The sequence below is a fragment of the Sphingomonas sp. P4_G3 genome, assembly GCF_056401105.1.
This window is the reverse complement of record NZ_JBFUJZ010000003.1, coordinates 431,358-456,957: the sequence shown is the minus strand read 5'-3', so window position 1 is coordinate 456,957 and position 25,600 is coordinate 431,358. Positions and strand designations below refer to the sequence as shown.

General features: G+C 65.6%; 28 protein-coding genes and 1 other RNA gene. 23 read left to right on the top strand and 6 right to left on the bottom strand.

Features of this window, described 5'->3' with window-relative positions:
• Positions 1-238 precede the first annotated feature (238 nt).
• A complete protein-coding gene (locus AC1DQQ_RS10230; protein WP_478045092.1) occupies positions 239-1,453 on the bottom strand; it encodes a PQQ-dependent sugar dehydrogenase in 1,215 nt (404 codons plus the stop codon).
• A gap of 183 nt (positions 1,454-1,636) precedes the next feature.
• On the opposite strand from AC1DQQ_RS10230, the gene rimP reads away from it, so the two are divergent.
• From rimP to pnp, 13 genes are all read left to right on the top strand, one after another.
• Entirely contained in the window at positions 1,637-2,167 is a 531-nt protein-coding gene (gene rimP, locus AC1DQQ_RS10225; protein WP_478031051.1) for a ribosome maturation protein RimP, read from the top strand.
• Entirely contained in the window at positions 2,167-3,780 is a 1,614-nt protein-coding gene (gene nusA / locus AC1DQQ_RS10220) for a transcription termination factor NusA (RefSeq protein WP_478031050.1), read from the top strand. The genes rimP and nusA overlap by 1 nt, the downstream gene beginning before the upstream one ends.
• Positions 3,780-4,010 carry a tautomerase family protein gene (locus AC1DQQ_RS10215; RefSeq protein WP_066827428.1) on the top strand — a complete coding sequence of 77 codons (231 nt, stop codon included), beginning with the start codon at positions 3,780-3,782 and terminating at the stop codon, positions 4,008-4,010. Before nusA ends, AC1DQQ_RS10215 begins: the two co-directional genes overlap by 1 nt.
• A 61-nt stretch (positions 4,011-4,071) precedes the next feature.
• Positions 4,072-4,866 carry a DUF448 domain-containing protein gene (locus AC1DQQ_RS10210; protein WP_478045090.1) on the top strand — a complete coding sequence of 265 codons (795 nt, stop codon included), beginning with the start codon at positions 4,072-4,074 and terminating at the stop codon, positions 4,864-4,866.
• Positions 4,863-7,550, top strand: coding sequence for a translation initiation factor IF-2 (gene infB, locus AC1DQQ_RS10205; protein ID WP_478045089.1), 2,688 nt, complete (start codon positions 4,863-4,865; stop codon positions 7,548-7,550). Before AC1DQQ_RS10210 ends, infB begins: the two co-directional genes overlap by 4 nt.
• Positions 7,551-7,669: 119 nt before the next feature.
• On the top strand, positions 7,670-8,068 hold the full coding sequence (gene rbfA / locus AC1DQQ_RS10200; RefSeq protein WP_478041537.1) for a 30S ribosome-binding factor RbfA: 399 nt from the start codon (positions 7,670-7,672) through the stop codon (positions 8,066-8,068).
• A 533-nt stretch (positions 8,069-8,601) separates the two neighbouring features.
• Positions 8,602-9,138 carry a hypothetical protein gene (locus AC1DQQ_RS10195; RefSeq protein ID WP_478041538.1) on the top strand — a complete coding sequence of 179 codons (537 nt, stop codon included), beginning with the start codon at positions 8,602-8,604 and terminating at the stop codon, positions 9,136-9,138.
• A complete protein-coding gene (locus AC1DQQ_RS10190; RefSeq protein ID WP_478031043.1) occupies positions 9,138-9,725 on the top strand; it encodes a thymidine kinase in 588 nt (195 codons plus the stop codon). The genes AC1DQQ_RS10195 and AC1DQQ_RS10190 overlap by 1 nt, the downstream gene beginning before the upstream one ends.
• Positions 9,722-10,402, top strand: a complete 681-nt coding sequence (locus tag AC1DQQ_RS10185) for a site-2 protease family protein (protein ID WP_478045087.1) — start codon at positions 9,722-9,724, stop codon at positions 10,400-10,402. Before AC1DQQ_RS10190 ends, AC1DQQ_RS10185 begins: the two co-directional genes overlap by 4 nt.
• A gap of 85 nt (positions 10,403-10,487) precedes the next feature.
• On the top strand, positions 10,488-10,892 hold the full coding sequence (locus tag AC1DQQ_RS10180) for a DUF6491 family protein (protein ID WP_478045086.1): 405 nt from the start codon (positions 10,488-10,490) through the stop codon (positions 10,890-10,892).
• 31 nt (positions 10,893-10,923) lie between these two features.
• Positions 10,924-11,877, top strand: coding sequence for a tRNA pseudouridine(55) synthase TruB (gene truB, locus AC1DQQ_RS10175; protein ID WP_478045085.1), 954 nt, complete (start codon positions 10,924-10,926; stop codon positions 11,875-11,877).
• 24 nt (positions 11,878-11,901) lie between these two features.
• A complete protein-coding gene (gene rpsO, locus AC1DQQ_RS10170; protein ID WP_066812946.1) occupies positions 11,902-12,171 on the top strand; it encodes a 30S ribosomal protein S15 in 270 nt (89 codons plus the stop codon).
• Positions 12,172-12,322: 151 nt separating this feature from the next.
• Positions 12,323-14,674, top strand: coding sequence for a polyribonucleotide nucleotidyltransferase (gene pnp / locus AC1DQQ_RS10165; RefSeq protein ID WP_478045083.1), 2,352 nt, complete (start codon positions 12,323-12,325; stop codon positions 14,672-14,674).
• A gap of 138 nt (positions 14,675-14,812) precedes the next feature.
• On the opposite strand, the gene AC1DQQ_RS10160 is transcribed toward pnp, so the two are convergent.
• The gene (locus AC1DQQ_RS10160) at positions 14,813-15,361 is read right to left on the bottom strand and encodes a DUF4272 domain-containing protein (protein WP_478045281.1); all 549 of its coding nucleotides are present in this window, start codon (positions 15,359-15,361) and stop codon (positions 14,813-14,815) included.
• 131 nt (positions 15,362-15,492) lie between these two features.
• Between AC1DQQ_RS10160 and AC1DQQ_RS10155 the strand changes: the two genes are divergently transcribed.
• The 4 genes from AC1DQQ_RS10155 to AC1DQQ_RS10140 all read left to right on the top strand — a co-directional run bounded on the left by AC1DQQ_RS10155 (position 15,493) and on the right by AC1DQQ_RS10140 (position 17,613).
• Positions 15,493-15,828, top strand: coding sequence for an ArsR/SmtB family transcription factor (locus AC1DQQ_RS10155; protein ID WP_478045082.1), 336 nt, complete (start codon positions 15,493-15,495; stop codon positions 15,826-15,828).
• Positions 15,828-16,256 (top strand): SRPBCC family protein, encoded by a 429-nt coding sequence (locus AC1DQQ_RS10150; protein ID WP_478031030.1) that lies wholly within the window; start codon positions 15,828-15,830, stop codon positions 16,254-16,256. The genes AC1DQQ_RS10155 and AC1DQQ_RS10150 overlap by 1 nt, the downstream gene beginning before the upstream one ends.
• A gap of 4 nt (positions 16,257-16,260) precedes the next feature.
• Positions 16,261-16,917, top strand: a complete 657-nt coding sequence (locus AC1DQQ_RS10145) for a glutathione S-transferase family protein (RefSeq protein WP_478031028.1) — start codon at positions 16,261-16,263, stop codon at positions 16,915-16,917.
• A gap of 237 nt (positions 16,918-17,154) precedes the next feature.
• Positions 17,155-17,613, top strand: a complete 459-nt coding sequence (locus AC1DQQ_RS10140; RefSeq protein WP_478031027.1) for a DUF1003 domain-containing protein — start codon at positions 17,155-17,157, stop codon at positions 17,611-17,613.
• Positions 17,614-17,619: 6 nt separating this feature from the next.
• Here AC1DQQ_RS10140 and AC1DQQ_RS10135 read toward each other — a convergent pair whose 3' ends face one another.
• A complete protein-coding gene (locus AC1DQQ_RS10135) occupies positions 17,620-19,020 on the bottom strand; it encodes a hypothetical protein (RefSeq protein ID WP_478045080.1) in 1,401 nt (466 codons plus the stop codon).
• A 49-nt stretch (positions 19,021-19,069) separates the two neighbouring features.
• Positions 19,070-19,840: a class II aldolase/adducin family protein gene (locus AC1DQQ_RS10130; protein WP_478031023.1), complete on the bottom strand. Its 771-nt coding sequence runs from the start codon at positions 19,838-19,840 to the stop codon at positions 19,070-19,072.
• A gap of 158 nt (positions 19,841-19,998) precedes the next feature.
• Here AC1DQQ_RS10130 and AC1DQQ_RS10125 point away from each other — a divergent pair, with 158 nt between their 5' ends.
• Positions 19,999-21,201: a histidine-type phosphatase gene (locus tag AC1DQQ_RS10125; protein ID WP_478045079.1), complete on the top strand. Its 1,203-nt coding sequence runs from the start codon at positions 19,999-20,001 to the stop codon at positions 21,199-21,201.
• A 46-nt stretch (positions 21,202-21,247) separates the two neighbouring features.
• Here the strand turns inward: AC1DQQ_RS10125 and ssrA are convergent.
• Positions 21,248-21,590: a transfer-messenger RNA gene (ssrA, locus tag AC1DQQ_RS10120) on the bottom strand.
• Positions 21,591-21,731: 141 nt separating this feature from the next.
• On the opposite strand from ssrA, the gene AC1DQQ_RS10115 reads away from it, so the two are divergent.
• Complete coding sequence (locus AC1DQQ_RS10115; protein ID WP_066809744.1) at positions 21,732-22,163, top strand: RrF2 family transcriptional regulator; 432 nt, start codon at positions 21,732-21,734, stop codon at positions 22,161-22,163.
• A gap of 188 nt (positions 22,164-22,351) precedes the next feature.
• On the opposite strand, the gene mscL is transcribed toward AC1DQQ_RS10115, so the two are convergent.
• The gene (gene mscL, locus AC1DQQ_RS10110) at positions 22,352-22,789 is read right to left on the bottom strand and encodes a large conductance mechanosensitive channel protein MscL (protein ID WP_478031019.1); all 438 of its coding nucleotides are present in this window, start codon (positions 22,787-22,789) and stop codon (positions 22,352-22,354) included.
• A gap of 156 nt (positions 22,790-22,945) precedes the next feature.
• Here mscL and AC1DQQ_RS10105 point away from each other — a divergent pair, with 156 nt between their 5' ends.
• The 4 genes from AC1DQQ_RS10105 to AC1DQQ_RS10090 are packed head-to-tail and all read left to right on the top strand — an operon-like array spanning position 22,946 to position 25,558.
• Positions 22,946-23,536 (top strand): LemA family protein, encoded by a 591-nt coding sequence (locus AC1DQQ_RS10105; protein WP_066809741.1) that lies wholly within the window; start codon positions 22,946-22,948, stop codon positions 23,534-23,536.
• 14 nt (positions 23,537-23,550) lie between these two features.
• Positions 23,551-24,060 carry a TPM domain-containing protein gene (locus AC1DQQ_RS10100; RefSeq protein ID WP_478045078.1) on the top strand — a complete coding sequence of 170 codons (510 nt, stop codon included), beginning with the start codon at positions 23,551-23,553 and terminating at the stop codon, positions 24,058-24,060.
• Entirely contained in the window at positions 24,057-24,878 is an 822-nt protein-coding gene (locus AC1DQQ_RS10095) for a TPM domain-containing protein (RefSeq protein ID WP_478031015.1), read from the top strand. The genes AC1DQQ_RS10100 and AC1DQQ_RS10095 overlap by 4 nt, the downstream gene beginning before the upstream one ends.
• Positions 24,878-25,558 carry a TPM domain-containing protein gene (locus AC1DQQ_RS10090; RefSeq protein ID WP_478031014.1) on the top strand — a complete coding sequence of 227 codons (681 nt, stop codon included), beginning with the start codon at positions 24,878-24,880 and terminating at the stop codon, positions 25,556-25,558. The genes AC1DQQ_RS10095 and AC1DQQ_RS10090 overlap by 1 nt, the downstream gene beginning before the upstream one ends.
• Positions 25,559-25,600 lie beyond the last annotated feature (42 nt).

Below are 25,600 nucleotides of genomic sequence, written 5' to 3'. Positions count from 1 at the left end.
CTTGCGGGTGCACCGGGTCGGTCATGCCCCCGGCATGACCTGAACAGCGCGGGGCGCTGTTCACCCGGTGCAGGTTGGGTGAGGGTCTTCTTCCTTCTTCCAAGCGGGCAACGCGACGAAACAAGAAAGAAGACCCTCACCCTCCCACCGCTTCGCGGCGGGCCCCTCCCTCTCCCGCAAGCGGGAGAGGCGACCTAGGTGACAAATCCCGCTCCCTCGCAATAGCGATCAGCTCCAATCACCCCTTCGGCGTCAGTCGCATCAACCGCCCGCCGGAGCCTTCCTCACCATCCTCGAGCAGCCAGATCGACCCGTCGGGCGCCTGCGCCACGTCGCGGATGCGCGTGCCGAAATCCCAAAAATCGGCTGCGGTCGCGGTATCGCCCGACAAGGTCACGCGAATCAGGCCGGGTGTCGACATCGCGGCGATGAACAGCGAGCCCTTGTATGCCGGGAACATGATGCCCGAATAATAGATCATGCCGCCGGGGGAGATCGACGGGTTCCACCACAATTTGGGCGCTTCGAGGTCGGGGCGGCTGGGATGGTCGGGGATCGGCTGGCCCGAATAATTGTCGCCGTTGGAGACGATCGGCCAGCCGTAATTCTTGCCCGGCAGGATCAGGTTGAGCTCGTCGCCGCCGCGCGGGCCCATCTCCTCTTCCCACAACCGACCGTCGGGGGCGAACACCAGGCCATACGGATTGCGGTGGCCGTTGGTCCAGGTCATCGCCTCGACGCCGCCCTTGTCGTACATCGGATTGCCCACCGCAGCCTTTCCGTCGAGCGTCAGCCGCAGAATCTTGCCGAGCGCCTGTTTGGGATCCTGCGCCGGGGTGAAGCGTTGGCGCTCGCCCGAGGTCAGGAACAGATATTGGCCATCGGGCGAAAAGGTGATGATCGAACCGAATTGTCCGCCCGGTCCGGCCGAGCCCGAGCGCCAGATCACCGAGAGGTCGTCGAGCTTGCGCCCCTTGAGATCGAGTTTCGCCTTGGCCAGCGCGAGCTGGCTGCCGTCCGCGCCCGGCTCGGCATAGCTCAGATAGACGATATGGCTGTCGACATAGGTCGGCGCGATGGCGACATCGAGCAATCCGCCCTGTCCGCCTTTGGCAACTGCAGGCACGCCGGCGATCTCGAGGACCTTGCCGTCGGTCTGGCGCAGCTTGAGCACACCCGCTTTCTCGGTGACGAGCAGCCCCTGGTCGTTGGGCAGGAAAGCCATGGCGAACGGCGCATCGAACTTGCCGATATCGGTCACGGTGAACGGTGCCGGCGCGATCGGCATGTTGGCGCGTCCGGTCGTCGCGGGCACGTTCTTGATATCAGGTTCGAGCGGGGAATTGCGCGGCACGCTGGTCTTCGTCGCGGACTGGGCGTTCGCCGGTCCGTCCGACGGGCCCGAGCACGCCGTGACGATCAGGCCGGTCAACAACAATGCGCGACGGATCATGATCGCAGCTCCCTGAAAGAAAAAAAAGGATGCTGACACAACGCCCCATTCGCCGCCAGGGTTGCCGGCTTGCCACAGCGCGCGGACCGGCCTATATCATTGGCCAATCTCTACATCGCCAGGTGAAGAGGTCGGAGGGCTCCCGCTCTCCGGCGCCGAACCTGCTTGTTTCACGGACACCCCATGGCGGACATCGCCCGACTGACGCAATTGATCGAGCCCGAGGCCCAGGCCCTGGGCTTCGACCTGGTGCGCGTGAAGATGTTCGGGGGCAAGGACGACCTGACCTTGCAAGTGATGGCCGAGCGGCCGGACACGGGTCAGCTGACGATCGACGATTGCGCCGAGCTGTCGCGCCGCATCTCCGACAAATTCGACGAGGTCGATCCGATCGAGGAGGCGTACCGGCTGGAAGTCAGTTCGCCCGGAATCGACCGGCCGCTGACGCGGCTCAAGGATTTCGCCAACTGGATCGGGCAAGAGGCACGCATCCACCTGACCGCGCCGGTCGATGGCCGCAAGCAACTCACCGGTGATCTCGCTGGTGTGGACGGCGACCGCATCACGATCGATGTAAAGAAGCATCAGCCGATGACGATCGGCTTCGATCAGGTCGCCGACGCGAAATTGCTGATCACCGACAAACTGATTGCCGCAACCGCGCCGCTGTCGAGCGACGGCGCAGAAGAATTCGAGACAGAGGAAAGTAACTGATGGCCACCGCCGTTACCGCCAACCGCGCCGAGCTGATCGCGATCGCAAACTCGGTCGCGACCGAGAAGATGATCGACCGCGGCATTGTGATCGAGGCGATGGAAGACGCCATCCAGCGCGCCGCTCGCGCGCGCTACGGCGCCGAGAACGACATTCGTGCCAAGCTCGACCCGAATACCGGCGACCTGCGCTTGTGGCGCGTCGTCGAAGTGGTCGAGGCGGTCGACGATTATTTCAAGCAGGTCGATTTGAAGGGCGCGCAGAAGCTGCAGAAGGACGCCAAGGTCGGCGACTTCATCGTCGATCCGCTGCCCCCGATCGAATTCGGCCGCATCGCAGCGCAAGCCGCCAAGCAGGTCATCTTCCAGAAGGTCCGCGACGCCGAGCGCGAGCGCCAGTTCGAAGAATTCAAGGACCGCATGGGCGAGATCATCACCGGCGTGGTCAAGCGCGTCGAGTTCGGCCATGTCGTCGTCGATCTGGGCCGGGCCGAGGGTGTTATTCGCCGCGACCAGCAGATCCCGCGCGAGGTCGTCCGCGTCAACGACCGTATCCGCTCGCTGATCCTCAACGTTCGCCGCGAGAATCGCGGGCCGCAGATTTTCCTGAGCCGCGCGCATCCCGATTTCATGAAGAAGCTGTTCGCGCAGGAAGTGCCCGAAATCTATGACGGCATCATCGAGATCAAGGCCGCTGCCCGCGACCCCGGCTCGCGCGCCAAGATCGGCGTGATCAGCCACGATTCGTCGATCGATCCGGTCGGCGCCTGCGTCGGCATGAAAGGCAGCCGCGTCCAGGCGGTGGTCCAGGAAATGCAGGGCGAGAAGATCGATATCATCCCCTGGTCGGAGGACACCGCGACCTTCGTCGTCAACGCGCTGCAGCCGGCATCGGTCAGCCGCGTCGTGATCGACGAGGAAGAGGACCGGATCGAAGTGGTGGTGCCCGACGACCAGCTCAGCCTGGCGATCGGCCGCCGCGGCCAGAATGTCCGCCTGGCCAGCCAGCTGACCGCCAAGGCGATCGACATCCTGACCGAGGCCGATGCCAGCGAGAAGCGCCAGCGCGAATTCGTCGAACGGTCGGAAATGTTCCAGAACGAACTCGACGTCGACGAGACCTTGGCCCAGCTGCTGGTCGCCGAGGGCTTCGGTGCGCTCGAGGAAGTGGCCTATGTCGACCTCGCCGAGCTCGCCTCGATCGAAGGCTTTGACGACGATCTCGGCCAGGAGCTGCAGAGCCGCGCGCAGGAAGCGCTCGATCGCCGCGAACAGGCCAATCGCGAGGAGCGCAAGGCGCTCGGCGTCGAGGATGCGCTTGCCGGCATGCCGTACATGACCGAAGCGATGCTGGTCACGCTCGGCAAGGCGGGGATCAAGACGCTCGACGACCTCGCCGATCTCGCTACCGACGAACTGGTCGAGAAGAAGCGCCAGGAACCGCGCCGCCGCGCCGAGGACGCGCCCAAGCGCCCCGAGCACAAGGGCGGCGTGCTGGCCGAATATGGCCTGACCGACGAGCAGGGTAACGAGATCATCATGGCCGCCCGCGCGCATTGGTTCGAGGACGAACCCGCGACGGAAGGCGAAGCGGCGGAGGGTGAAGAAGCCTGATGCCGTTCGTCTCGATCCGCATCTCGGGCACCGCCACGAAGGACCAGAAGTCCGGCATCGTGGCGGACGTCACCCAGTCGCTCGTCGAGCGGCTGGGGAAGAACCCGGCTGCGGTGCAGATCGTGATCGAGGAAGTTTCGACCGAAAATTATGGCGCCGGCGGCATCCTGATCGCCGATCGCGATGCCCCCAAGATCGAGGGAGACGCGCATGCGGTCCCCTCGCAATGATAATGCCAACGTAGGCAAGCGGCGTAACCCCAGCCACTCCCCTTCGGGAGAGGGGCAAGAGGTGGAGCAGCAACGGTCGACGCTCGATGCCTCGGCCGATGCTGCAGTTACAGACGACTCCTCTATTCCGAAGGGGAGGGGCTCCAGCGACCCGATCCGCCGCTGCATCCTGTCGGGCGACCGCGAGCCGCGCGGCGAGTTGATCCGGCTGGCGCTCGGGCCCGAGGGCCAGGTGCTGCCCGACATCCGCGCCAAGGCGCCGGGACGCGGGGCGTGGATCGGGGTGACGCAAAGCGAGCTCGACGCGGCCAATGCCAAGGGCAAGCTGCGCGGCGCGCTGGCGCGGGCGTTCAAGACCAACGACCTGACGATCCCCGCCGATTTGGGCACGCTGATCGCCGACCAGTTGCAGCGCGCGTTCCTCGATCGGCTCGGTCTCGAATCGAAGGCGGGCAAGATCGTCAACGGCACCGAACGGGTGGAAAAGGCGGCGCGATCGGGCCAGGTCCGGCTGTTGCTCCATGCCTCCGATGCCGGCAGCGACGGCGCGCGCAAGCTTGCTCAGGCGTGGCGGGTCGGGCGCGATCGCGAAGGATCTGGCGAAGAGGGCTTGGCACTTCCCCTCCCGCGCACCATATTGTCCTTGGCGCTAGGCCGCGAAAATGTGGTACATATCGCCGTGACCGACCCCGCTGCCGCGGTCCGCGTGCGTGACGCGCTCGACCGCTGGCGGCACTTTATCGGCCCTGATTTGACTACCGAGCCTTGCGAAACGGCCTCGCAGGGCGCATCGGCGCTTCCCGCGGCAGTCGGAAGCACTGGCGGCTCGGCCGACAACGACGAGGATATTGAGTGAGCGATACCGACAACGACAAGCCGAAACTCGGAATGCGCCAGCCATTGGGGCTGAAGCGCACCGTCGAGACCGGCAAGGTGAAGCAAAGCTTCAGCCACGGGCGCTCGAACACCGTCGTGGTCGAGGTCAAGCGTCGCCGCGTGCTCGGTCCGAATGCCGGCGGCCCTGCCGAGGCGCCGGTCGTCGAGGAAGCCCCCGCACCGGCCCCGGCGCCTGCCCCGGCCGCGCCTGCCGCGCGCGCACCGTCCGCGCCGCAGCTATCGGCGCAGGAGCGCCAGACGCAATTGCTGCGTGAGGCCGAGGAACAGCGCATGAATGCGCTGGAGGATGCGCGCCGCCGCGAGGACGCGCAGCGTCAGGCCGCGGTCGAGGACGAAAAACGCCGCGTCGAGGAAAAGAGCAAGGCGGCGGACACGCCGCCGGCGCCGGTCGAGGCTCCTGCTCCGGCCCCCGCACCGATCCCGGCTGCCCCGGCCGTCGCGGCGACACCCGCCGCGCCCAAGCCCGCCCCAGCGCCAGCGCCCGCACCCGTGCCCGCAGCGCCGGTCGCGGTGCAGCTCGATCCGAGCTTGCCGGCGCCGCGCCGCTTCACCCCGGTCGCGCGTCCCGAGATTCCCAAGCCAGCCCCGGCGCCCGCGCCGGCACCGGCCCAGGCCGCGTCATCGGCTTCGCCCGCTGCCCCCGCGCAGCGCGCGGCGCCGACCGGCACCGGCCAGGCGACCCCGCGTCGCGGCGCCGAGGCGTCGCAACCCGCACGCCCCGGTCAGCGCGACCGCAAGGGCGAGGAACGCCGTGGCGGCAAGCTGACCGTCAACCGCGCGCTCGGTGGTGAGGAAGGCGCCCGCGCCCGCTCGCTCGCCGCGCTCAAGCGGGCGCGTGAAAAGGAACATCGCCGTCACGTCGGCGGGTCCGCGCCGCGCGAGAAGCAAGTCCGCGACGTCGTCGTGCCGGACGCGATCACTGTCCAGGAACTCGCCAACCGCATGGCGGAAAAGGGCGCTGACCTGGTCAAGTCGCTGTTCAAGATGGGCATGCCGGTCACCGTCAACCAGACGATCGACCAGGACACCGCCGAGCTGCTGGTCACCGAATTCGGCCACAACATCACCCGCGTCAGCGATTCGGACGTCGATCTGTCGACCGGCGCGATTGAGGATGCGGTCGAGACGCTGAAGCCGCGTCCCCCGGTCGTCACGATCATGGGTCACGTCGACCACGGCAAGACCAGCCTGCTCGATGCGCTGCGCGGCACCGACGTGGTGCGCGGCGAGGCCGGCGGCATCACCCAGCATATCGGCGCCTATCAGGTCACGCTGAAGGACAAGTCGAAGGTCACCTTCCTCGACACGCCGGGCCATGAAGCGTTCAGCGAGATGCGCGCGCGTGGCGCCAACGTCACCGACATCGTCGTGCTGGTGGTGGCCGCGGACGACGGGCTGATGCCGCAGACGATCGAGGCAATCAACCACACCAAGGCGGCCGGCGTGCCGATGATCGTCGCGATCAACAAGGTCGACAAGCCCGAGGCCAACCCGCAGCGGATCCGCGAACGCCTGCTCGAGCACGAAGTCGTGGTCGAGCAGATGGGCGGCGACGTCCAGGACGTGGAAGTCTCGGCGCTCAAGAAGACCGGGCTCGACGAGCTGATCGAGAAGATCCAGATCCAGGCCGAGCTGATGGAACTCAGGGCCAATCCCGACCGCGACGCCGAGGGCACCGTGATCGAGGCCAAGCTCGACAAGGGCCGTGGTCCGGTCGCGACCGTGCTGGTCACGCGCGGCACGCTGAGGGTCGGCGACGTGTTCGTCGCCGGCGCCGAGAGCGGCAAGGTCCGCGCCTTGGTCAACGACAAGGGCGCGCAGATCAAGGAAGCCGGACCGTCGATGCCGGTCGAGATCCTGGGTATTTCGGGCGTCCCCTCGGCGGGCGATCCGCTCCAGGTGGTCGAGAACGAAGCGCGTGCCCGCGAAGTTGCGGCCTATCGTGCCGGTGTCATCCAGGACAAGCGCACGACCAATGCGCCGGCCAGCCTGGAGAGCATGTTCTCCGCGCTCAAGGCCAATCAGGCGATCGAATATCCGCTGGTCATTAAGGCGGATACGCAGGGTACGGTCGAGGCGATTGTCGGCGCGGTCAACAAGATCTCGACCGACGAGATCAAGGCGCGCGTGCTCCATTCGGGCGTCGGCGGCATCACCGAAAGCGACGTGACCCTGGCCGGTGCCTCGGGCGCGCCGATCATCGGCTTCAACGTCCGCGCCAATGCCAAGGCGCGCGAGATCGCCGAGCGTCAGAAGGTCGCGTTGAAATATTATGACGTGATCTACGACCTGATCGACGAGATCCGCGCCGGCATGGCGGGCGAGCTCGGTCCCGAAGCGTTCGAGACCGTGGTCGGCCGCGCCGAAATCCGCGAGGTCTTCTCGGCCGGCAAGCACGGCAAGGCGGCCGGTCTGCTGGTCGTCGACGGCGTCATCCGCAAGGCGCTCAAGGCGCGCATCACCCGCGAGGATGTCATCATCTATCAGGGCGAGATCGCGAGCTTGCGTCGCTTCAAGGACGACGTCGCCGAAGTTCGCGCGGGGCTGGAATGCGGTGTGACGTTCACGCAGAACTTCACCGACATCAAGGCCGGCGACTTCCTCGAAACCTTCGAGGTCGAACTGCGCGAACGGACGCTGTAAGATCAACCGTCATGCCAGCGAAAGCTGGCATCTCGAGCCGCGGGCGGTACCTTATCGGTCTCGCCCGCGGCATGAGACCCCGGCTTTCGCTGGGGTGACGCAGTGTCGGAGGCCGCGTCATGCAAAACAAAGATTCCAGCCCCGAAAAATCGGTCCGCACGCTCCGTGTCGGCGAACAGGTACGCCATGTGCTGAGCGAGATCCTGCAGCGCGGCGATGTGCACGACGACACGCTGGTCAACCACATGGTCTCGGTCACCGAAGTACGGATGTCGCCCGACCTCCGACATGCGACGGTGTTCGTGAAGCCGCTGCTCGGCAAGGATGAGGACGTGGTGCTGAAGGCGCTGCGCACCAACACCGCTTATCTGCAGCGCGAGGTCGCTAGCCGCGTGCAGACCAAATATGCCGCCAAGCTCAAATTCCTCGCCGACGAGAGTTTCGACGAAGGCAGCCATATCGACTCGCTGCTGCGCGCGCCCAGGGTGGCGCAGGATCTGGACTCGACTGAAAAATGACCGGGCCGGCTGCCGTATCGGTGCGTTTCAGCAACGCGACGGCAGCGCCATTGTCCATCTGGCTGGAACCTTGGGTCGACGAGTTCGAACTGCCGCCACGCTCCGAACTAGCACTTCATGTGACGGTATCGCAGTCCCAGGTGCCCGAATGGCCTGACCTCGAGTTCTCGGACAGATTGGTGACCGTCTATGGTCCGAGGGGCAGTCTGATGCACGTCGAGATCGACGGGGTTGGTCAGGATAGTTGCTCGGCGACAATTCCGGCGCCCGACATGGGTTCGCTCTCTACGCGATCTTTCGTGGATATCCTCTTCGGAGATTTCCCCGAGGCACGGCCCGGAGGCGTACCCGCCGTCCCTCCCAAGAGGCGCGGCTGGTTTTCGCGTTGGTTCGGGCGCTGAATTTGATCAGGCCGCTCGACGCAGTGCTACAATCGGCGGTGTCTCCGGAAAGATGAGCGGGCATTGGCGACCCCGCCAAAATGGTACGGTCATGCGTGGACGCGGGGCGCGCCGCGTGCTTAGTTTCGTGACATGATGCTCCGTCGGCTGTTGCCGCTCGCCCCCTTCCTTCTCGCCGCCTGCCATTCGCCCGGCGGCGCACCCGCCGCGCCGGCAGTGACGGCGGACCAGATCGCGATCGAAGCCGCGGTCGTGCGTGACTATGCCGCGCGCTATTCGGGCAATGCCTGCGTCGCGCCGCAGACGGTCGCGCGCAAGGGGCCCGAGCCGGTCCCGCCCGCCATCGCCGGCAAGGCCATTACCTGGACCTATCTCGAGCGCGACGCGCAAGGCCTGTATCAATTGGTCGACGACCAACTCGCGAGCACGCTCGCCGCAGCCTGGGCGCAAGCTCGTGCGCGCGACTATCCCGCGCTGACTCTCCCCGCCTCCGTGCAGCGCGACAAGCCGGCCCCGTGCGGCAGAACGCTGACGCTGACCTCGCCGATGATCGTCGCCAACATGGCGTTCGTCCGCTGGGACGACGGAACCAGCCGCCGCACCATCGCGATCTACAACAATGGCAAGGGCTGGGCAGTCCTGGCCGAGGGACCCGCGAAGATCGGCTGATGGCGAAACTCTATTTCTATTATGCGTCGATGAACGCCGGGAAATCGACCACCTTGCTCCAGGCCGATTTCAATTATCGCGAGCGCGGCATGACGACGATGCTGTTCACCGCGGCGATCGACGACCGCTTCGCCGCGGACGCGATCACCTCGCGGATCGGGCTCGAAGCGAACGCGATTCCGTTCGACGGCTCCACCGACATCGCGACGATCGTCGCCGAGCGTCATGCGCATGAGAAGATCGCCTGCGTGCTGGTCGACGAGGCGCAATTCCTGACCTCGCCGCAGGTCGATCAGCTCGCTCATCTCGCCGATGTGGTCGGGATTCCGGTGCTCGCTTACGGCCTGCGCACCGATTTCCAGGGGCAGCTGTTCCCCGGCTCGGCACGGCTGCTGGCGTTGGCCGATTCGCTGATCGAGCTCAAATCGGTGTGCGAATGCGGACGCAAGGCGACGATGAATCTGCGCGTCGATGAGCAGGGCCGGGCGGTGGTCGAGGGCGCGCAGACCGAAATCGGCGGCAACGACCGCTACGTCGCTTTGTGCCGCAAGCACTTCGTCGCTGCACGGCAGGCGGCGGGGCAATGAACACCACGCTCTATACGGTCGCGATCTGGCTGATCCCGTTGATCATCGCGATCGTGTTCCACGAGGTCGCGCACGGCTATGTCGCGCGCATGCTGGGCGACCAGACCGCGGCGGAACGCGGGCGGCTGACGCTCAATCCGATCCGCCATGTCGATCCGGTCGGGACCTTGCTGGTGCCGATGATGCTCGCGCTCGCCAATGCGCCGATCTTTGGCTGGGCGAAGCCGGTGCCGGTGGTGCCCGCAAGGCTCAACCATCCGCGTCGCGACATGGCGCTGGTCGCGCTCGCCGGGCCGGGGACCAACCTGGTCATGGCGATTGCCGCAGCGGCCGCGCTCGGGCTGTGGAACCTCTGGGGCGGCGGGCTGCCGCAAGTCGGCGGCGGCAGGTTCGCGGTCGATAATCTCGCGAGCTTCCTGCGGATCAACGTCTTCCTGGCGATCTTCAACCTGCTGCCGGTACCGCCGTTCGACGGCGGGCACGCGGTCGAGGCGCTCCTCCCGCGCCCACTCGCCGCGCAATATGGCAAGCTGAGCCGTTTCGGCTTTCCGGTGATGCTGTTCCTGCTGGTCATCCTGCCCATGCTACTCCCAGGTGCCAATGTCGTCGCGCGCGTCGTCGGACCTATCGTCTACGGCGTAAGGGGCGCGCTATTGTCGCTGTTCGGCCTGGTCTAACGCTTCAGCATGAATTCAGCCTTGGCGTGGCAGGATCAAGGGTGACAGCGATTCGTTTCGTCCTCGTCTTCGAAAGGCCACGCACATGATCCGCACTCTCACAATTGCGATGCTGGCGGCGGCAAGCCTGGCCGGCAGCGCCGCCCCCGCCGCCGCCAAGCAGCAGGATCGCACCTGGCCAGCCGACAAATTGGGCAAGGAAACCAGCATTCCGTTCATCGGCACGATCGGACTCTATAATTTCGAGGCCGATAGCGATCGCGGCGTCTGGCTGCAGGACCAGCAGCGGCGCTGGTATTATGCGACCGTCATGGCACCGTGCACCGGCCTGTCCTTCGCGAACCGGATCGGCGTCGACACGCGGTTCGGCGGCACGCAGCTCGACCGCACCGGCACCTTGCTGGTCGATCGCCAGCGCTGCCATATCGACAGCCTGACCGCGAGCAACGGCCCGCCGCCCAAGGTGAAGAAGGCGAAGAAGAAGGGCTGACCGCGCCCGCCCCGCACGCTAGGGCGCGCGGATGCATGGCTGGATCATCCTCGACAAACCGCTCGGACTCGGCTCGACTCAGGCAGTGAGCGCGGTCAAGCGCGCGCTGCGCCAGGGCGGCTATGGCAAGGCCAAGGTCGGGCATGGCGGGACGCTCGATCCGCTCGCCTCCGGTGTTCTGCCGGTCGCGATCGGCGAGGCGACCAAGCTCGCCGGGCGGATGCTCGACAGCGACAAGATCTATGAATTCACGATCGGGTTCGGGGTCGAGACCGACACGCTCGATGGTGAGGGTATTGCGATCGCGGAGAGCGATGTGCGGCCAACGCTGGCCGAGGTGGAAGCGGTGCTGCCGCGCTTCACCGGACCGATCGAGCAGGTACCGCCGGCCTATTCGGCGCTGAAGGTCGATGGCGAGCGGGCGTATGACTTGGCGCGGGCAGGCGAGGAGGTCGTGCTCGCGACGCGGGCGGTGACGGTGTTTTCTCTAGCCGTCGCCCCGGCGGAGGCCGGGGCCGCGCGGTCACCTGGCGACGTCAGCGCATCAACTCCAGCGGCCCCGGCCTCCGCCGGGGCGACGGCTGATGCCATCACGCTTGTCGCCCACGTCTCCAAGGGCACCTATATCCGCAGCCTTGCCCGCGACATCGCACACGCTCTTGGCACGGTCGGCCACGTCACCTATCTCAGACGGGTCAAGGCAGGCCCGTTCGACTTCTCCCACGCGATATCGCTGGACAAATTGACCGAATCCGCTAATGCGCGGCGCCTTGAACAGATTCTCCTGCCATTGAGGGCGGGGCTGGACGACATCCCGGCTCTCTCCCTCGACCCCGACCAGGCAGGGGCGCTCCGACAGGGGCGCGTTCTGGTCGGGATTGCCGAAGACGATGGCCTTCACTTCGCAATGCTGGGCGAAACCCCGGTGGCGTTGGTGGAAGTCGAAAGCGGGGAAGCCCGTATCGTCCGCGGGTTCAATTGTTAGTCACGCGATGTCGAAGGAAACAGAATGTCGATTACCCCCGAGCGCAAGGAAGCGGTCATCAAGGAACATGCCCGTGTCGAAGGCGACACCGGCAGCCCCGAGGTCCAGGTCGCGATCCTGACCGACCGCATCAAGACGCTCACCGAGCATTTCAAGACCCACGCGAAGGACAATCACTCGCGTCGCGGTCTCTTGATGATGGTCAACAAGCGCCGCTCGTTGCTCGATTATCTGCGCAAATCGGATGGCGACCGTTATCTCGCCCTCATCGCGAAGCTCGGTCTTCGCAAGTAATCCAGGAACGGCGCCTCAGGGCGCCGTTTCGCTTATTCGGCTCCGTACAATTCGGTACGGGCCGGCGGCGGAACTCTCCGCCACCAGGACCTGAAGGCAGGTCCTCATACAGGCACCGGCAGGCATAGGGCCGCCGGACGAAGGAAATAGAATGTTCGATACCAAGAAGGTAAGCATCGAGTGGGGCGGCAAGACCCTCACGCTCGAAACGGGCAAGGTTGCCCGTCAGGCCGATGGCGCGGTGATCGCGACCCTCGGCGAGACCGTCGTGTTGTGCGCGGTCACGGCCGCCAAGTCGGTCAAGGAAGGGCAGGATTTCTTCCCGCTCACCGTCCATTACCAGGAGAAGTTCTCGTCCTCGGGTCGTATCCCGGGCGGCTTCTTCAAGCGCGAGCGTGGCGCCACCGAGCGCGAGACGCTGATCAGCCGTCTCACCGACCGCCCGATCCGTCCGCTCTTCCCCGAAGGCTTCTACAACGAGATCAACGTCATCGCTCAGGTGATGTCGTATGACGGCGAGAATGAGCCCGACATCCTGGCGATGATCGCCGCCTCGGCCGCGCTGACCATTTCGGGCGTGCCGTTCATGGGCCCGATCGGCGCCGCGCGCGTCGGCTACAAGAACGGCGAATATCAGCTCAACCCGACCGACGCCGAAATCGCCGAAGGCGAGCTCGACCTGGTCGTCGCCGCCACCCACGACGCGGTGATGATGGTCGAATCCGAAGCCAAGGAGCTGTCGGAAGAGGTCATGCTGGGCGCCGTGATGTTCGCGCACCGCGCGTCGCAGGACGTCATCAAGGCGATCATCAAGCTGGCCGAGCAATCGGCCAAGGAGCCCTGGGAGCTCAAGAACAGCGACGACAATTCGGCGATCAAGGCCGAGCTGAAGAAGCTGATCGGCAAGGACATCGACGCAGCCTACAAGCTGGTCGACAAGTCGGCCCGCTCGAACGCGCTCAACGAAGCCCGCGCCGCCGCCAAGGCCGCGATGGCCGACAAGGCGCCGCAAGAGCAGATGGTCGCGATGAAGCTGGTCAAGAAGCTCGAAGCGGAAATCGTCCGCGGCGCGATCTTGAAGACCGGCCGCCGCATCGACGGCCGCGACACCAAGACCGTCCGTCCGATCGAGGCGGAAGTCCACTTCCTGCCGCGCGCGCACGGCTCGGCCTTGTTCACGCGTGGCGAGACGCAGACCATCGCGACGACGACCCTGGGCACCAAGGACGCCGAGCAGATGATCGATGGGCTGGGTGGCCTGAGCTACCAGCACTTCATGCTGCATTATAACTTCCCGCCTTATTCGGTCGGTGAAGTCGGCCGCTTCGGGGCGCCCAGCCGCCGCGACATCGGCCATGGCAAGCTTGCCTGGCGCGCGCTGCACGCGGTGCTGCCGTCGAAGGAGGAATTCCCCTACACGATCCGCGTCACCAGCGACATCACCGAGTCGAACGGCTCGTCGTCGATGGCGACGGTGTGCGGCGGTTCGCTCAGCCTGATGGACGCCGGCGTGCCGATCAAGCGGCCGGTGTCGGGCATCGCGATGGGCCTGATCCTCGAAGGCAAGGACTTTGCGGTCCTGTCGGACATCCTGGGCGACGAGGATCACCTCGGCGACATGGACTTCAAGGTTGCGGGCACCTCGGAAGGCATCACCAGCCTTCAGATGGACATCAAGATCGCCGGTATCACCGAGGAGATCATGAAGGTCGCTTTGGCGCAGGCCAATGAAGGCCGCGCGCACATCCTCGGCGAAATGGCCAAGGCGCTCGACCACACCCGCTCGGAACTGTCGGCGCACGCGCCGCGGATCGAGACCTTCACGATCGACAAGACCAAGATCCGTGACGTCATCGGCACCGGCGGCAAGGTCATCCGTGAGATCGTCGCCACCACCGGCGCCAAGGTCGACATCGACGACGAGGGCATCATCAAGGTGTCGTCGTCCGACGTCAGCCAGATCGAAGCCGCGATCAACTGGATCAAGGGCATCGTCGAGGAGCCCGAGGTCGGCAAGGTCTATAACGGCAAGGTCGTCAACATCGTCGACTTCGGCGCGTTCGTGAACTTCATGGGTGGCAAGGACGGCCTCGTCCACGTCAGCGAAATGAAGAACGAGCGGGTCGAGAAGCCCGGCGACGTCGTCAGCGAAGGCCAGGAAGTCAAGGTCAAGGTCCTCGAGATCGATCCGCGCGGCAAGGTTCGCCTGTCGATGCGCGTCGTCGACCAGGAAACCGGCGCCGAGCTGGAGGACACCCGTCCCCCGCGCGAGCCGCGCGAAGGTGGCAACCGTGATCGTGGTCCGCGCAGCGGCGGCGGTGATCGTGGCGGTGACCGTGGTCCGCGCCGTGACGGCGGCGGCGATCGCGGCCCGCGTCGCGACCGTGGTCCCGACCGTGGTGGCGATCGCGGCCCGCGTCGCGAGCGCAGCGAAGGCGGCAAGGACGAAGGCCCCGAGCCCGAGTTCGCGCCGGCGTTCCTGACCGAGCGCAACGACGACTGAGCTTTGCGCGGGAAAGCGGCTACCGCTTTCCCGCAAAAGCGATAGGACGACAAAAGGCATAACACCGGGAAAGCCGGGGAGGATGAAGCGGCTCGGGAGCAATCCCGGGCCGCTTTGCCGTTTGGGTCTCAGCGCAATTCAGGTGTCGGTGGCGACATCGTCCCAATCATCATCCTCATATCGGCAAAGCCAGTTCAGAGCATGATGGCGTTCAATCACGACACCCTGGTCGATGCCGGGAGGCGGAGGACGATGGTGCAGTTCCGCGTCGCGCAGCCGCCAGTGCAGGTCGCGGATATGATCGGTCGCAGATATGATCTCCGCTTCCGGCCTTATCTCCACGTCTTTCCAATATCCGGCCGGGACAGTGAGCCAGAACTCGGACAGATATTCGAAGTCGAAGGTGTCGGTCGGCTCCGGCATCATCTCGAACAACCCAGTGGCCCACATCAATGGGACCATCGCCTCGCACCGCCAGCTCAAGGCAACGCGCTGTTTGGCGGGCATAGGATCGGTGGTGAGAAAGCCTCTTTCTATTGGCGTCAGAGAACCCTCAAGATCCCATGCACGCAACAGATCCACGCCCTTGTCGACGGCATTGTGGATCGCGGCATAACTGACCGCGAAAAGGCACATGGCTCGGCGCATTGTTTCTTCGCCGGTCCTCACCGCCCCGTAACCACTCACGTCGTTCAATGCGGCCTCCCCCAAACTGCCAGCGTCATACCAATCGGTATCGGCATGTATGATAACGAGTTTTCGATCCGTGGCGGTGCCTGGGGTTGACGCGAACTACGGTATGAACAATACTTCGCTACATGGTGAAGTATCAGCCATCCGCGATCGACCGCACCTTTTCCGCGCTCGCCGATCCGACGCGGCGGCACATCCTGTTGCGGCTGAAGGACGAGCCCGGCCTGTCGGTGAGCGAACTCGCGCGGCCTTTGTCGCTCAAGCTTCCCGGCATGATGAAGCATCTCGACGTGCTGTCCGATGCCGGGCTGATCACGCGGGCCAAGACCGGGCGCACGGTGTCGGTCAATCTGTCGGTCGGGCCGATGCAGGAGGCGATGGCGTGGCTGCAACGGTACGAGCGTCTCTGGACAGTGAGCATCGATCGGCTCGTCGCCTACGTCGAACAGGATGGCGAATAATGGCCGACACTCTGCCGAGCGTGACCATCGTCCGCCGCATCAAGGCTTCGCCGGCCAAGGTCTGGGCGGCGATCACGCGGCCCGATCAGATGATCCAATGGTGGGGGCCCGATGCCGGGCCGACGCTGCGTGCCGACGTGGATGTGCGCCCCGGCGGCCGGTTCAGCGTGGTGTTCCGCTTGCTCAACGGCGACGAGCACAATCCCACCGGGATCTACCGGGAAGTGGTTCCTGAGCGAAAGCTGGTCTTCACCTGGGATCTGCCCGGCGAGCGCGAATCACTGGTCACCTTCCTGCTCAAGCCGATCGACGGAGGCACCGAACTGACGTTGCTCCACGAGCATCTTCCCAACGAAGCCGAGCGCGAGAGCCATGAGCAAGGCTGGCGCGGCCTGCTCGACAAATTACCCCTATTCCTTGGAGTCTGATGACATGGGCGATCTGACCCTGTTCACCTACGATTGGGTTCCCGAGCCGCCGCGCGGCTTCGTGCGCGACATACGCTTGCGCTGGGCGCTCGAAGAAGCCGGATTGCCCTATCGCGTCGCGAGCGTGCCGTTCAAGGACCGCGGTCCCGAGCATTTCGCGCACCAGCCGTTCGGTCAGATCCCCTGGCTGACCGATGGCGACCTGTCGATCTTCGAGAGTGGCGCCATCCTGCTTCATCTCGGCGGCTTGAGCGACACGCTGATGCCGACCGACGTCCAAGGGCAAAGCGACACCAAGGAATGGCTGTTCGCAGCACTCGCGTCGGTCGAGGCCGCGAGCCAGCCCTGGTCCTTCTTCATGTTCTCCGGCGATACCGGCGAAAACCCGATGCGGAAGTTCTTCGATGGCTTCCTCGAGGCTCGGCTCAAGCATATGGAAATCGTGCTGGGCGACAGGGAATGGCTGGCCGGGAACTTTTCGGTTGCCGACATCCTGATGTCCGATGTGCTGCGCCTGGTCGATCGGTTCGACGGACTGGCGGACTATCCCGCCTGCCGCGGCTATGTCGAGCGCGCGACGGCGCGGCCGGCGTTCGTCAAGGCGCATGCCGACCAGATGGCGCATTTCGCCGCGGCGGACGAGGCGGGGACCGCTCCGTGAGCCGCATCGAGATCAGGCCCCACAATTGGTCGCAACGGGGTTGACGAATCGCGCTCGCCGAACCACTTGCGCCCACGGCTCCGCTTGGAGTCGCAACCCATTTTTCCTCTCAGAGGGACCCATGTCCGACAACGACCATAGTCGATCGACCGTCCCTCTGGAGGCGACTGGCGGAGTGAACTGAGGTTCATCTCACCGGCGGCGCCCCCAGGGGGCGGTCGCAGCAATAGGTGAGTTATGAACGCAATCCGTTTCTTTGCCGGCCCCTTCCGGCGTGTCCCGCGCGTCCGCGACGTCAACGAGGTTTTCGAGGCGCGCCTGACCTTTGGCGACCGGCTCGCCGATCGCGTCGCTGCGATCGGGGGATCGTGGAACTTCATCATCGGGTTCACCTTGTTCATGGTGGTCTGGGCCATCCTGAACACGGTCGTTCTTGTCCGCCACGCCTTCGACCCGTTCCCCTTCATCTTCCTCAACCTGATGCTGTCGATGCTTGCCGCGCTGCAGGCGCCGATCATCATGATGAGCCAGAACCGGCAGGCCGCGAAGGACCGGCTCGACATGCGGCTGGATTACGAAACCAACCTGCGCTCGGAACAGGAGATCGCCAGCCTGCACGAGAAGATCGACCTGCTGCTGGCAATGGCGGGCGATGAGGCGATCGCTCTGCGCGAAGCGGCACACACCTCGAAGTGACGCCCCTCAGGTCAGTCGCCAGACCAGGCAGAGGATCGTGACGAGCACCACCGGCGCCGCGGCCGCGAACATGCGGTGACGGCCCGGCATGTCGCCGCCGGCCATGTCGCCGGCGGCGATGAGCGCGGCGATCAGCACCGCGAGCATAGTCCAGAGGTGATAGCGCAACTCGCACGCCACGCTCGCCGGCAGATAGCCGAGGCCATAGAGCAGCCCCGATAAAGCCAGCGGGATGACCAGCCGCCGCGACGGCAGGCCGGGCGCGATGACAAGCAATCCGATCGCCAGCGCCATCCACCAGACCGGCCAGCCCAAGGGCGTATGCGCCGACCAGCGCGCGCCGCGGTCGAGCCAGGTCAGCACCGGATTGGGCGTGAGGCGGAAGCCCCAGTCATTGGGCGGGATCTGGCCCATGACCGGGCGTTCGACCTCGTCATGGACGAGGAAGCGGATGTTGATGTTAAAATGCGTCAGGCGATGCTCGGCATAAGCGATCGGGTGCGTCAGCACCGCGCCGAGCCAGTGGCGGTACGGATTCTCGCCGCTCTGCTTGAACAGATCGTCCATCGCGTCGAACCCGAGCGGGCAGGGATCGGGCACCCACCAGCTATAGGAATCCCAGCGCTCGGGCTTGTAGCAATGGCGATTGACCGCGACCGGATCATCGACATCGTCGTCCGCGGGAAAGGCGTCGACCCCGCTGAACCGGGTGATGCCGCCGAGGTCGAAGATGACCAGCGACAGCCCGACGCCGCTCGGTTTGGCGCCGACCGCTCGATTGGCGAGCGGCAGCGCGGCGGCGATCACCGCGGCGCCGATCAGCAGCGCGGCGCCGAACCGCACCCGCGTCGCGCGCCACGATGCCGGCAGCAGCGCGATCGCCAGCGGCAGGCAGGCGGGGAGCGCGTTGAAGCGCAACGTCGCCGCACAGACGATCAGGATCAGGGCGATCACCCGGGCGACGGGCCGGCCGCGCGTCGGGATCGCGACCAGGATCGCGCTGGCGGCGAGCAGCAGCGCGGCCATCAAGCTGTCCTTGATGATCTCCGCCATCAGCACGACCGGGAGCGGCAGAACCGAGGCGATCGCCAAGGCAATGCCGAGCCGCCGCCGACCCGCGCGCATCGCCCAGACGACCAGGCCGGCGAACGCTGTCCAATAGAGCCCGAGCTGGATCGCCAGCATCGGCGCGGGACCATGCGCGATCGGCAATGTTTGCCGCCACAGCCATTCCATCGCCGGCGGATGCCAGTCGTCGAACTCGCCGCTCAGCGCCTGGCCATATTGGCGGATCGAATCCCAAGTCATCAGCCCAGGCGCATAAGCATAGGCCTGCGCCGCGCAGACGAGCGCCATCGCCAGCAGCAATGCTGTGATCAGTCGATAGTCGGTCCAGCGGATCGGCACGCCGCCCGGTCTGCGCCGATTGACGGCGCCGATGCAAGCGCGGTTGCGATCAGTCGCGGAAGCCCGGGTCGATCCGGTCGAGCTTCCTCAGCAGGGCCGGCCAGGCGAGACGTTCGGCCGCCATTGCCATGCCGGCGGGCGGGGTCTGGCCGGCGACCTTTTCCTCGGTTCCCTGGGGCGGGTTGGAAAGATGGTCGTAGCCGGCCGACAGCATCATCACCTGCGCCTGGCATGCGCGCTCCAGGAAATAGAGCCGCAGGAAACAGTCGCCGACGGTTTTGCCAACCGCGAGCGTGCCGTGGTTGCGCAGGATCATCGCATGCTTGTCGCCGAGATCCTGCACCAGCCGCTCGCGCTCATCGAGGTCGGTCGCGATGCCTTCATAGTCGTGGTACGCGACATTGTGCTTGGCGATCATCGCCGTCTGGGTATGCGGCAACAGGCCGAATTCCATCGCCGACACCGCCTGGCCGTGCGGGGTGTGGAGGTGCATCACCGCCGCCGCATCGTCGCGCGCCATGTGGATCGCCGAATGGATGGTGAAGCCCGCCGGGTTGACCGGATGCTCCGACTTGCCGACCGGATTGCCCTGAACGTCGATCTTGACCAGGCTCGATGCGGTGATCTCCTCGAACATCATGTCATAGGGGTTGATCAGGAAATGATGCTCCGGCCCCGGCACGCGTGCCGAGAGGTGGGTGAAGATGAGGTCGTCCCAGCCGTAGAGCGCAACCAGCCGGTAGGCGGCAGCGAGATCGACCCGCGCTTCCCATTCGCCCGGGGCCATGCCGGTATCCTCGACCTTTGCCAATGTCGCCATGTCAGCCTCTCCGATTCCGTTGCGCCGAACCTAGCTCGGCGAGCGCAATCGAACAATGGGTATGGTGGGCTCTGGGTTCGACGACGGAATAATGCGCTACTTCTCTCGAATCTGTAACATTCGCCGGCCAAGCAGCCGGCGACAGCGGGAGAAGCGACATGGCGGGACGGTGGATGGTCGGAGCGGCGGCGCTGCTCGGCTTGGGATTCGCCCTCGGCGCGTCGGCGCCCGCGCGGACGTCGGCCGATGCGCTGATGGTCGACCGCGTCGTGGTGATGATGCGTCATGGCGTCCGCCCCCCGACCAAGAACCCCGCCATGCCCGCCAAATATGCCGCCGATGCCTGGCCCGGCTGGTCGGTCAATCCCGGCTGGCTGACCCAGCATGGCGCGCAGGCCGTCGCTGCAATCGGTGCCGCCGATCGCGCTTTCTACGCGCGTGCCGGTCTGTTCGCGCGCGGTTGCCCCGATGCCGCGATGATCGCCGATAGCGACCAGCGGACGATCGCCACGGCCCAGGCTTATGCCGGCACGTTGGCGCCGGGCTGTACGATGGCGATCGATCATCAGCCGCAGGGCGCCGACGATCCGCGCTTTTCGGCGATCGAGCAGGGGCTGGGCACGGTCGACGCGCCAGCCGCCAATGCCGCGATGGCCAAGGCGATCGGGCCGGGCGGGATCGCCGTGGTCGAGGCGCGGATGCGGCCGTTGCTCAACCGGCTCGACGCGATCCTATGCGCGAAGAAAGCGGTTTGCGGAGTGAGCGCGGAGAAGACCGCCATCGCGCCCGCAGCTCCGAACAGGCGCCCCGATCTGACCGGTGCGCTCGATCGCGCGTCGACCGCGGCGCAAATCCTGCTGCTCGAATATGCCGACGGCAAGCCGATGCGCGAGGTCGGCTGGGGCCGCGCGACGGCGGCGGACGTTACGGCCTTGAGTGAATTCCACGCGCTCGAATTCGCCATCCTGGCGCGGCCTAAACCGATTGCCGCCGCCAATATGGCTGGGCTGACCCCGCCGATCCTCCGCGCGATGGCGGGCGAGGGGCCAAAGCTGGTGATGATTTCGGGCCACGACACCAATGTCGCCAATCTCGGCGGGATGCTGGGCCTGCACTGGCGCGTGCCGGGTTTCGCCGCCGACGATCCCGCGCCTGGCGGTGCGATCATCCTCGAGCGGCTGAAGGACGGCAGCGGCAATGCCTATGTCCGTGCTTATTACCGCGCCCAGACGCTCGCTCAGCTCCGCGCCGGCGCGGCGCCCGGCTATCGCCAGATACTGCCGATCGCCGGATGCAGCGCGCGGGGCGTCGCCGGGCTGTGCACGCTGGCACAGTTCCAGAGGGTGATGTCGGGGAAATAGGGAAGTCAGTGGGGAGCTTCTGTTGCCCGGTGCTCCCCGTACCGCTGGAATCCGCTTCTGTTGCCCGGTGCGGTCCAACCGCGCATTTTAGAATAACCTTAAGCCGTTAGGCCTTGGGGTTACGCCGCAATAGCGAGTGCTTCGTTATCGTTGGCACTTGTGTAATGAGCCGTCACAGTGGCCCGTTCTGAGCGAACGTCGGCGCTTTTCAACACACGTCGATCCTGGTTCGGCCCCGTCAGAAACGGTGTCCAGATCCACCACCATTTCTGGTGGAGCCGCCGGGTACTGCCCCCGGGTCCGCTGCGTCTATTGCACGCCATCATTTATCGCCATAGCCGGCGAACCGGCTCCTCCAATATAGGCACTGCGCGCTTAAAGGAAAGTGGTGCCCGCAATCGGCTCGGGCGGATGGTCGACACTGGCCGCTCCCGCCGATATCAAAACGGCCAGAAAACACGCTTTTTCGCGAGTTTTGCCTGTACTTCGCCTTTCGGTCGCCACATTATCGGGTAATAAGGTTACCTATTATGTTGACGCAGCGTTCCCGTTACGCGCTTCGCGCGATGCTTTATCTGGCTGAGGCGCCCGCAGGCGGCCCCCCGATCCCGATGAACCGGATCGCCGAACATGCCAATGTCCCGCGCAAATTCCTCGAATTGATCCTGGCCGATCTGCGCGAGGCAGGCTTCCTGCATAGCCATCGCGGCAAGACCGGCGGCTATTGCCTATCGCGCCCGACCCATTTGATCTCGCTTGGAGAGATCATCCGCGTGATCGAGGGGCCCCTGGCGCTGGTCCCCTGCGTCAGCCGCACCGCCTATCGCCGCTGCGCCGATTGCAAGGACGAAGCCGCCTGCGCGATCCGTCACGCCATGGCGCGCGTCCGCGACGAGACCGCGCGCATCCTCGACGGTACCAGCCTGGCCGATGCGGTCAGCGAGGATCTCGCGGCCGCTTGAGCAAGCCGGTTCCCCTCCCTGGAAGGGAGGGGTTAGGGGTGGGTGGCTCTCAGTAACGCCATCGAGATGATGCTGATCTTCGGACGCCACACCCTAGCTGCGCCTAGGAGCGAGCGCAGCAGTTTCCACACGCCCACCCACCCCCAACCCCTCCCTTGACTAGGGAGGGGAGTCTTGAAGGTTGAAGCCTAAACCCCCTTGCGCGCCCGCAATTCGTCGCGGATCTCGCGCAGCAGCACGACATCGGCGGGATCCGCCGGCGCGGCTTCCTCGGGCTTGGGCGCGACGCGGTTCACCGCGCGGACCAGTAGGAAGATGATGAACGCGACGATCAGGAAATTGACCGCGGCGGTGATGAACTCGCCATAGCCGAACAACGCGACGCCAGCCTTTTTGAGTGCGGCGTAATCGGTCGATCCGGCCAGCGCCGGCGGCACCTTTTCGGGCGACAGGACGATGAAATGGCTCGAGAAATCGAGTCCGCCGAAGACTTTGCCGATCAGCGGCATGATGAGGTCGTCGGTCAGCGAGGTGACGATCTTGCCGAATGCCCCACCGATGATCACCGCGACCGCCAGATCGAGCACGTTGCCGCGGGCAATGAACGCCTTGAATTCCTTGAACATGATCCGATCTTTCCCTGTCTCAGCGCGGCACAGCCTAAGCCTGGATTGCATGGATGCAAGCGGCGGTCCGTTGCGCCCGCGCAACCGAATCCGCTTCACGACGGCGCCGGGCGTCACTACATTGCCGCCACGCAAGGGGCACTGGAGGATATCTCGATGAAGTTTCGTGCGATGATCGTGCTGGCCGCCATGGCGATGCTGTCGGCTTGCGGGATCAACTCCGTCCCGACCGCGGAGGAAAATGCCAAGGCACGCTGGGCCGACGTCCAGGCCGCCTATCAGCGCCGCGCCGATACCATTCCCAACGTCGTCGCGTCGGTAAAGGGCAGCGCCGCGTCCGAAGGCAAGATCCTGACCGACGTGATCAACGCGCGCGCCAATGCGACGCGGGTCCAGGTCAACGCCACCGACCTGACCGATCCGGCCAAGGTCGCGAGCTTCCAGGCCGCGCAGAACCAATTGGGCTCGTCGCTCGGCCGGTTGCTGGCGACGGTCGAGGCCTATCCCGATCTCAAGAGCCAGGAGAATTTCCGCTCGCTGATCACCGAGATCGAGGGCAGCAACAACCGCATCACGATCGCGATCCGCGATTATAACACCGCGGTCCAGGCGTATAACACGCGCATTCGGACCTTCCCCGACGCGGTCGGCGCCAAGATCTTCTATGGCGCCAAGCCGATGGTCCCGTTCCAGGCGCAGCCGGGCGCCGAGACCAACCCGACGGTCGATTTCGGCAACACGAACTGACCGGCGTGATCCGGGTGCTGACCCCTGTTCTGCTGGCGCTGGCCGCGTGCGGCCAGCCGGCGACGAGCGCCCCGACCGCAACGGCGACGCCGGGATATGATTTCCCGGCGTTGACCGGCCGGGTAGTCGACCGCGCTGAGATACTGCCAACAGCCGACGAGGCGCGGATCGTCGCCAAATCGGATGCCCTCGAGCGCACTACTGGCCATCAATTCGTTGTCGTGACGGTCCCGACCCTGGGCGGCCATGCCATCGAGGAGTATTCGCGAGCGCTCGGCAGCAATTGGGGAGTCGGCCGCAAGGGCGCCAATGACGGCGTGCTGCTGGTGGTTGCCCCGACCGAGCGCAAGGTCCGGATCGAAATCGGCAAGGGGTTGGAAACGACGCTCACCAATGCCGAGGCGCAGCGGATCATCGACACCGACATCCTCCCGGCATTCAGGTCGGGCGATTTCGTTCGCGGGATCGATAATGGCGTCGATGGCGTGATCCGCGACGTCGGGCCGGCGGGAGGTGGCGCATGAAGACGCTTCGTGCCCTGATCCTGATGCTCGCGCTGCTGGTCGTCCCGCAACTGGCCTCCGCACAAACCTTTCCGGCGCTGTCGGGACGCGTGGTCGATGCCGCGAGCCTGCTCAGCCCCGCGCAGAAGCAGCAGCTCGAGGCGCTGTCGACCGATGTCGGCAATGTCGCGCAACGCCAGTTCGTGGTGGCGACGATTCCTGATCTGCAGGGCTATCCGATCGAGGATTACGGCTACAAGCTCGGCCGCGAATGGAAGATCGGGCAAAAGGACGCCAATAACGGCATCATCCTGATCGTCGCGCCCAATGAGCGGAAAGTGCGGATCGAGGTCGGCTATGGGCTAGAGCCGATCATGACCGACGCTTTGGCGCAGACGATCATCGATGACCAGATCCTGCCCAAATTCCGCGCCGGCGACATGGCGGGAGGCATCATGGCAGGGGCGCAGGCGATTGCCGAGCAGATGAAGGCGCCACCCGAAGCCGCCGAGGCGAGAGTCAAGGCGGCCGCCGTTAAACCGCAGGCGGCGCGGTCATCGGGCTCGTCATCGGACGGCTTCATCGCGATCTTCTGGATCGTCATCATCCTGTTCTTCGTGCTGCCGATCGTCTTTCGCGGTGCGCGCGGCCGGAAATATCGCGGCGGGCGTGGGCCGGTGGTGCTGTGGGGTCCGGGGCTGGGCGGCGGCTGGGGCAGCGGCGGCGGATCGTCGTCGAGCAGCTGGAGCAGCGGCGGCAGCGACTGGGGCGGCGGTGGCGGCGGCTTTTCCGGCGGCGGCGGGTCGTTCGGTGGCGGCGGCGCGTCGGGGAGCTGGTGATGCGCGGACCGATCCTGACCCCGGCCGAGCGCGAGCAAGTGACCCAGGCGGTCATCGCCGCCGAAGCCGGCACCGATGCCGAGATCGTCACCATCGTGGCGCCGCGATCGGACCCCTATCACGATATCGGCCTCAACCTCGGCATCGTCGCGATGCTGTTGGTGGCGGGGATCGCCGCGCTCAATCCCACCGCGATCGAAGACAAGATCGCCTGGTTCCAGAATGGCTGGCAGGGCGGGGTCAACCTGGGCCGGTCGTTCTTCGCGCTGATGGTGGTGGAGGCGGTCGTGTTCCTGCTGGTGCGCGGCGCGCTCTATTGGGCGCCGCTTCGGATGGCGCTGACGCCCAAGGCGGTGCGGTCGCGTCGGGTGCGGCGCCGCGCGATCCAATATTTCAAGGTCGGCGCCGAACGCCGCACCGCCGCTCGGATCGGGGTGCTGCTCTATCTCTCGCTCGACGAGCGGCTGGCCGAGATCGTCGCCGATGAAGCAATCCATGCCAAGGTCCCGCCCGAACGCTGGGGCGCGGCGATGGCCGCGCTGATCGACCGGGTGCGCGCGGGCCATCCGGGCGACGGTATGGCCGCCGCGGTGACAGCGATTGGCACCATCGTCGCCGAACATTTCCCCAAGACGGAAAGCGACGTGAACGAGCTCCCCGACCGGCTGATCGAATTGTGAGCGTCACCGACGCGGAGCTGCCCGAGGAAACCGTCTGGAAAG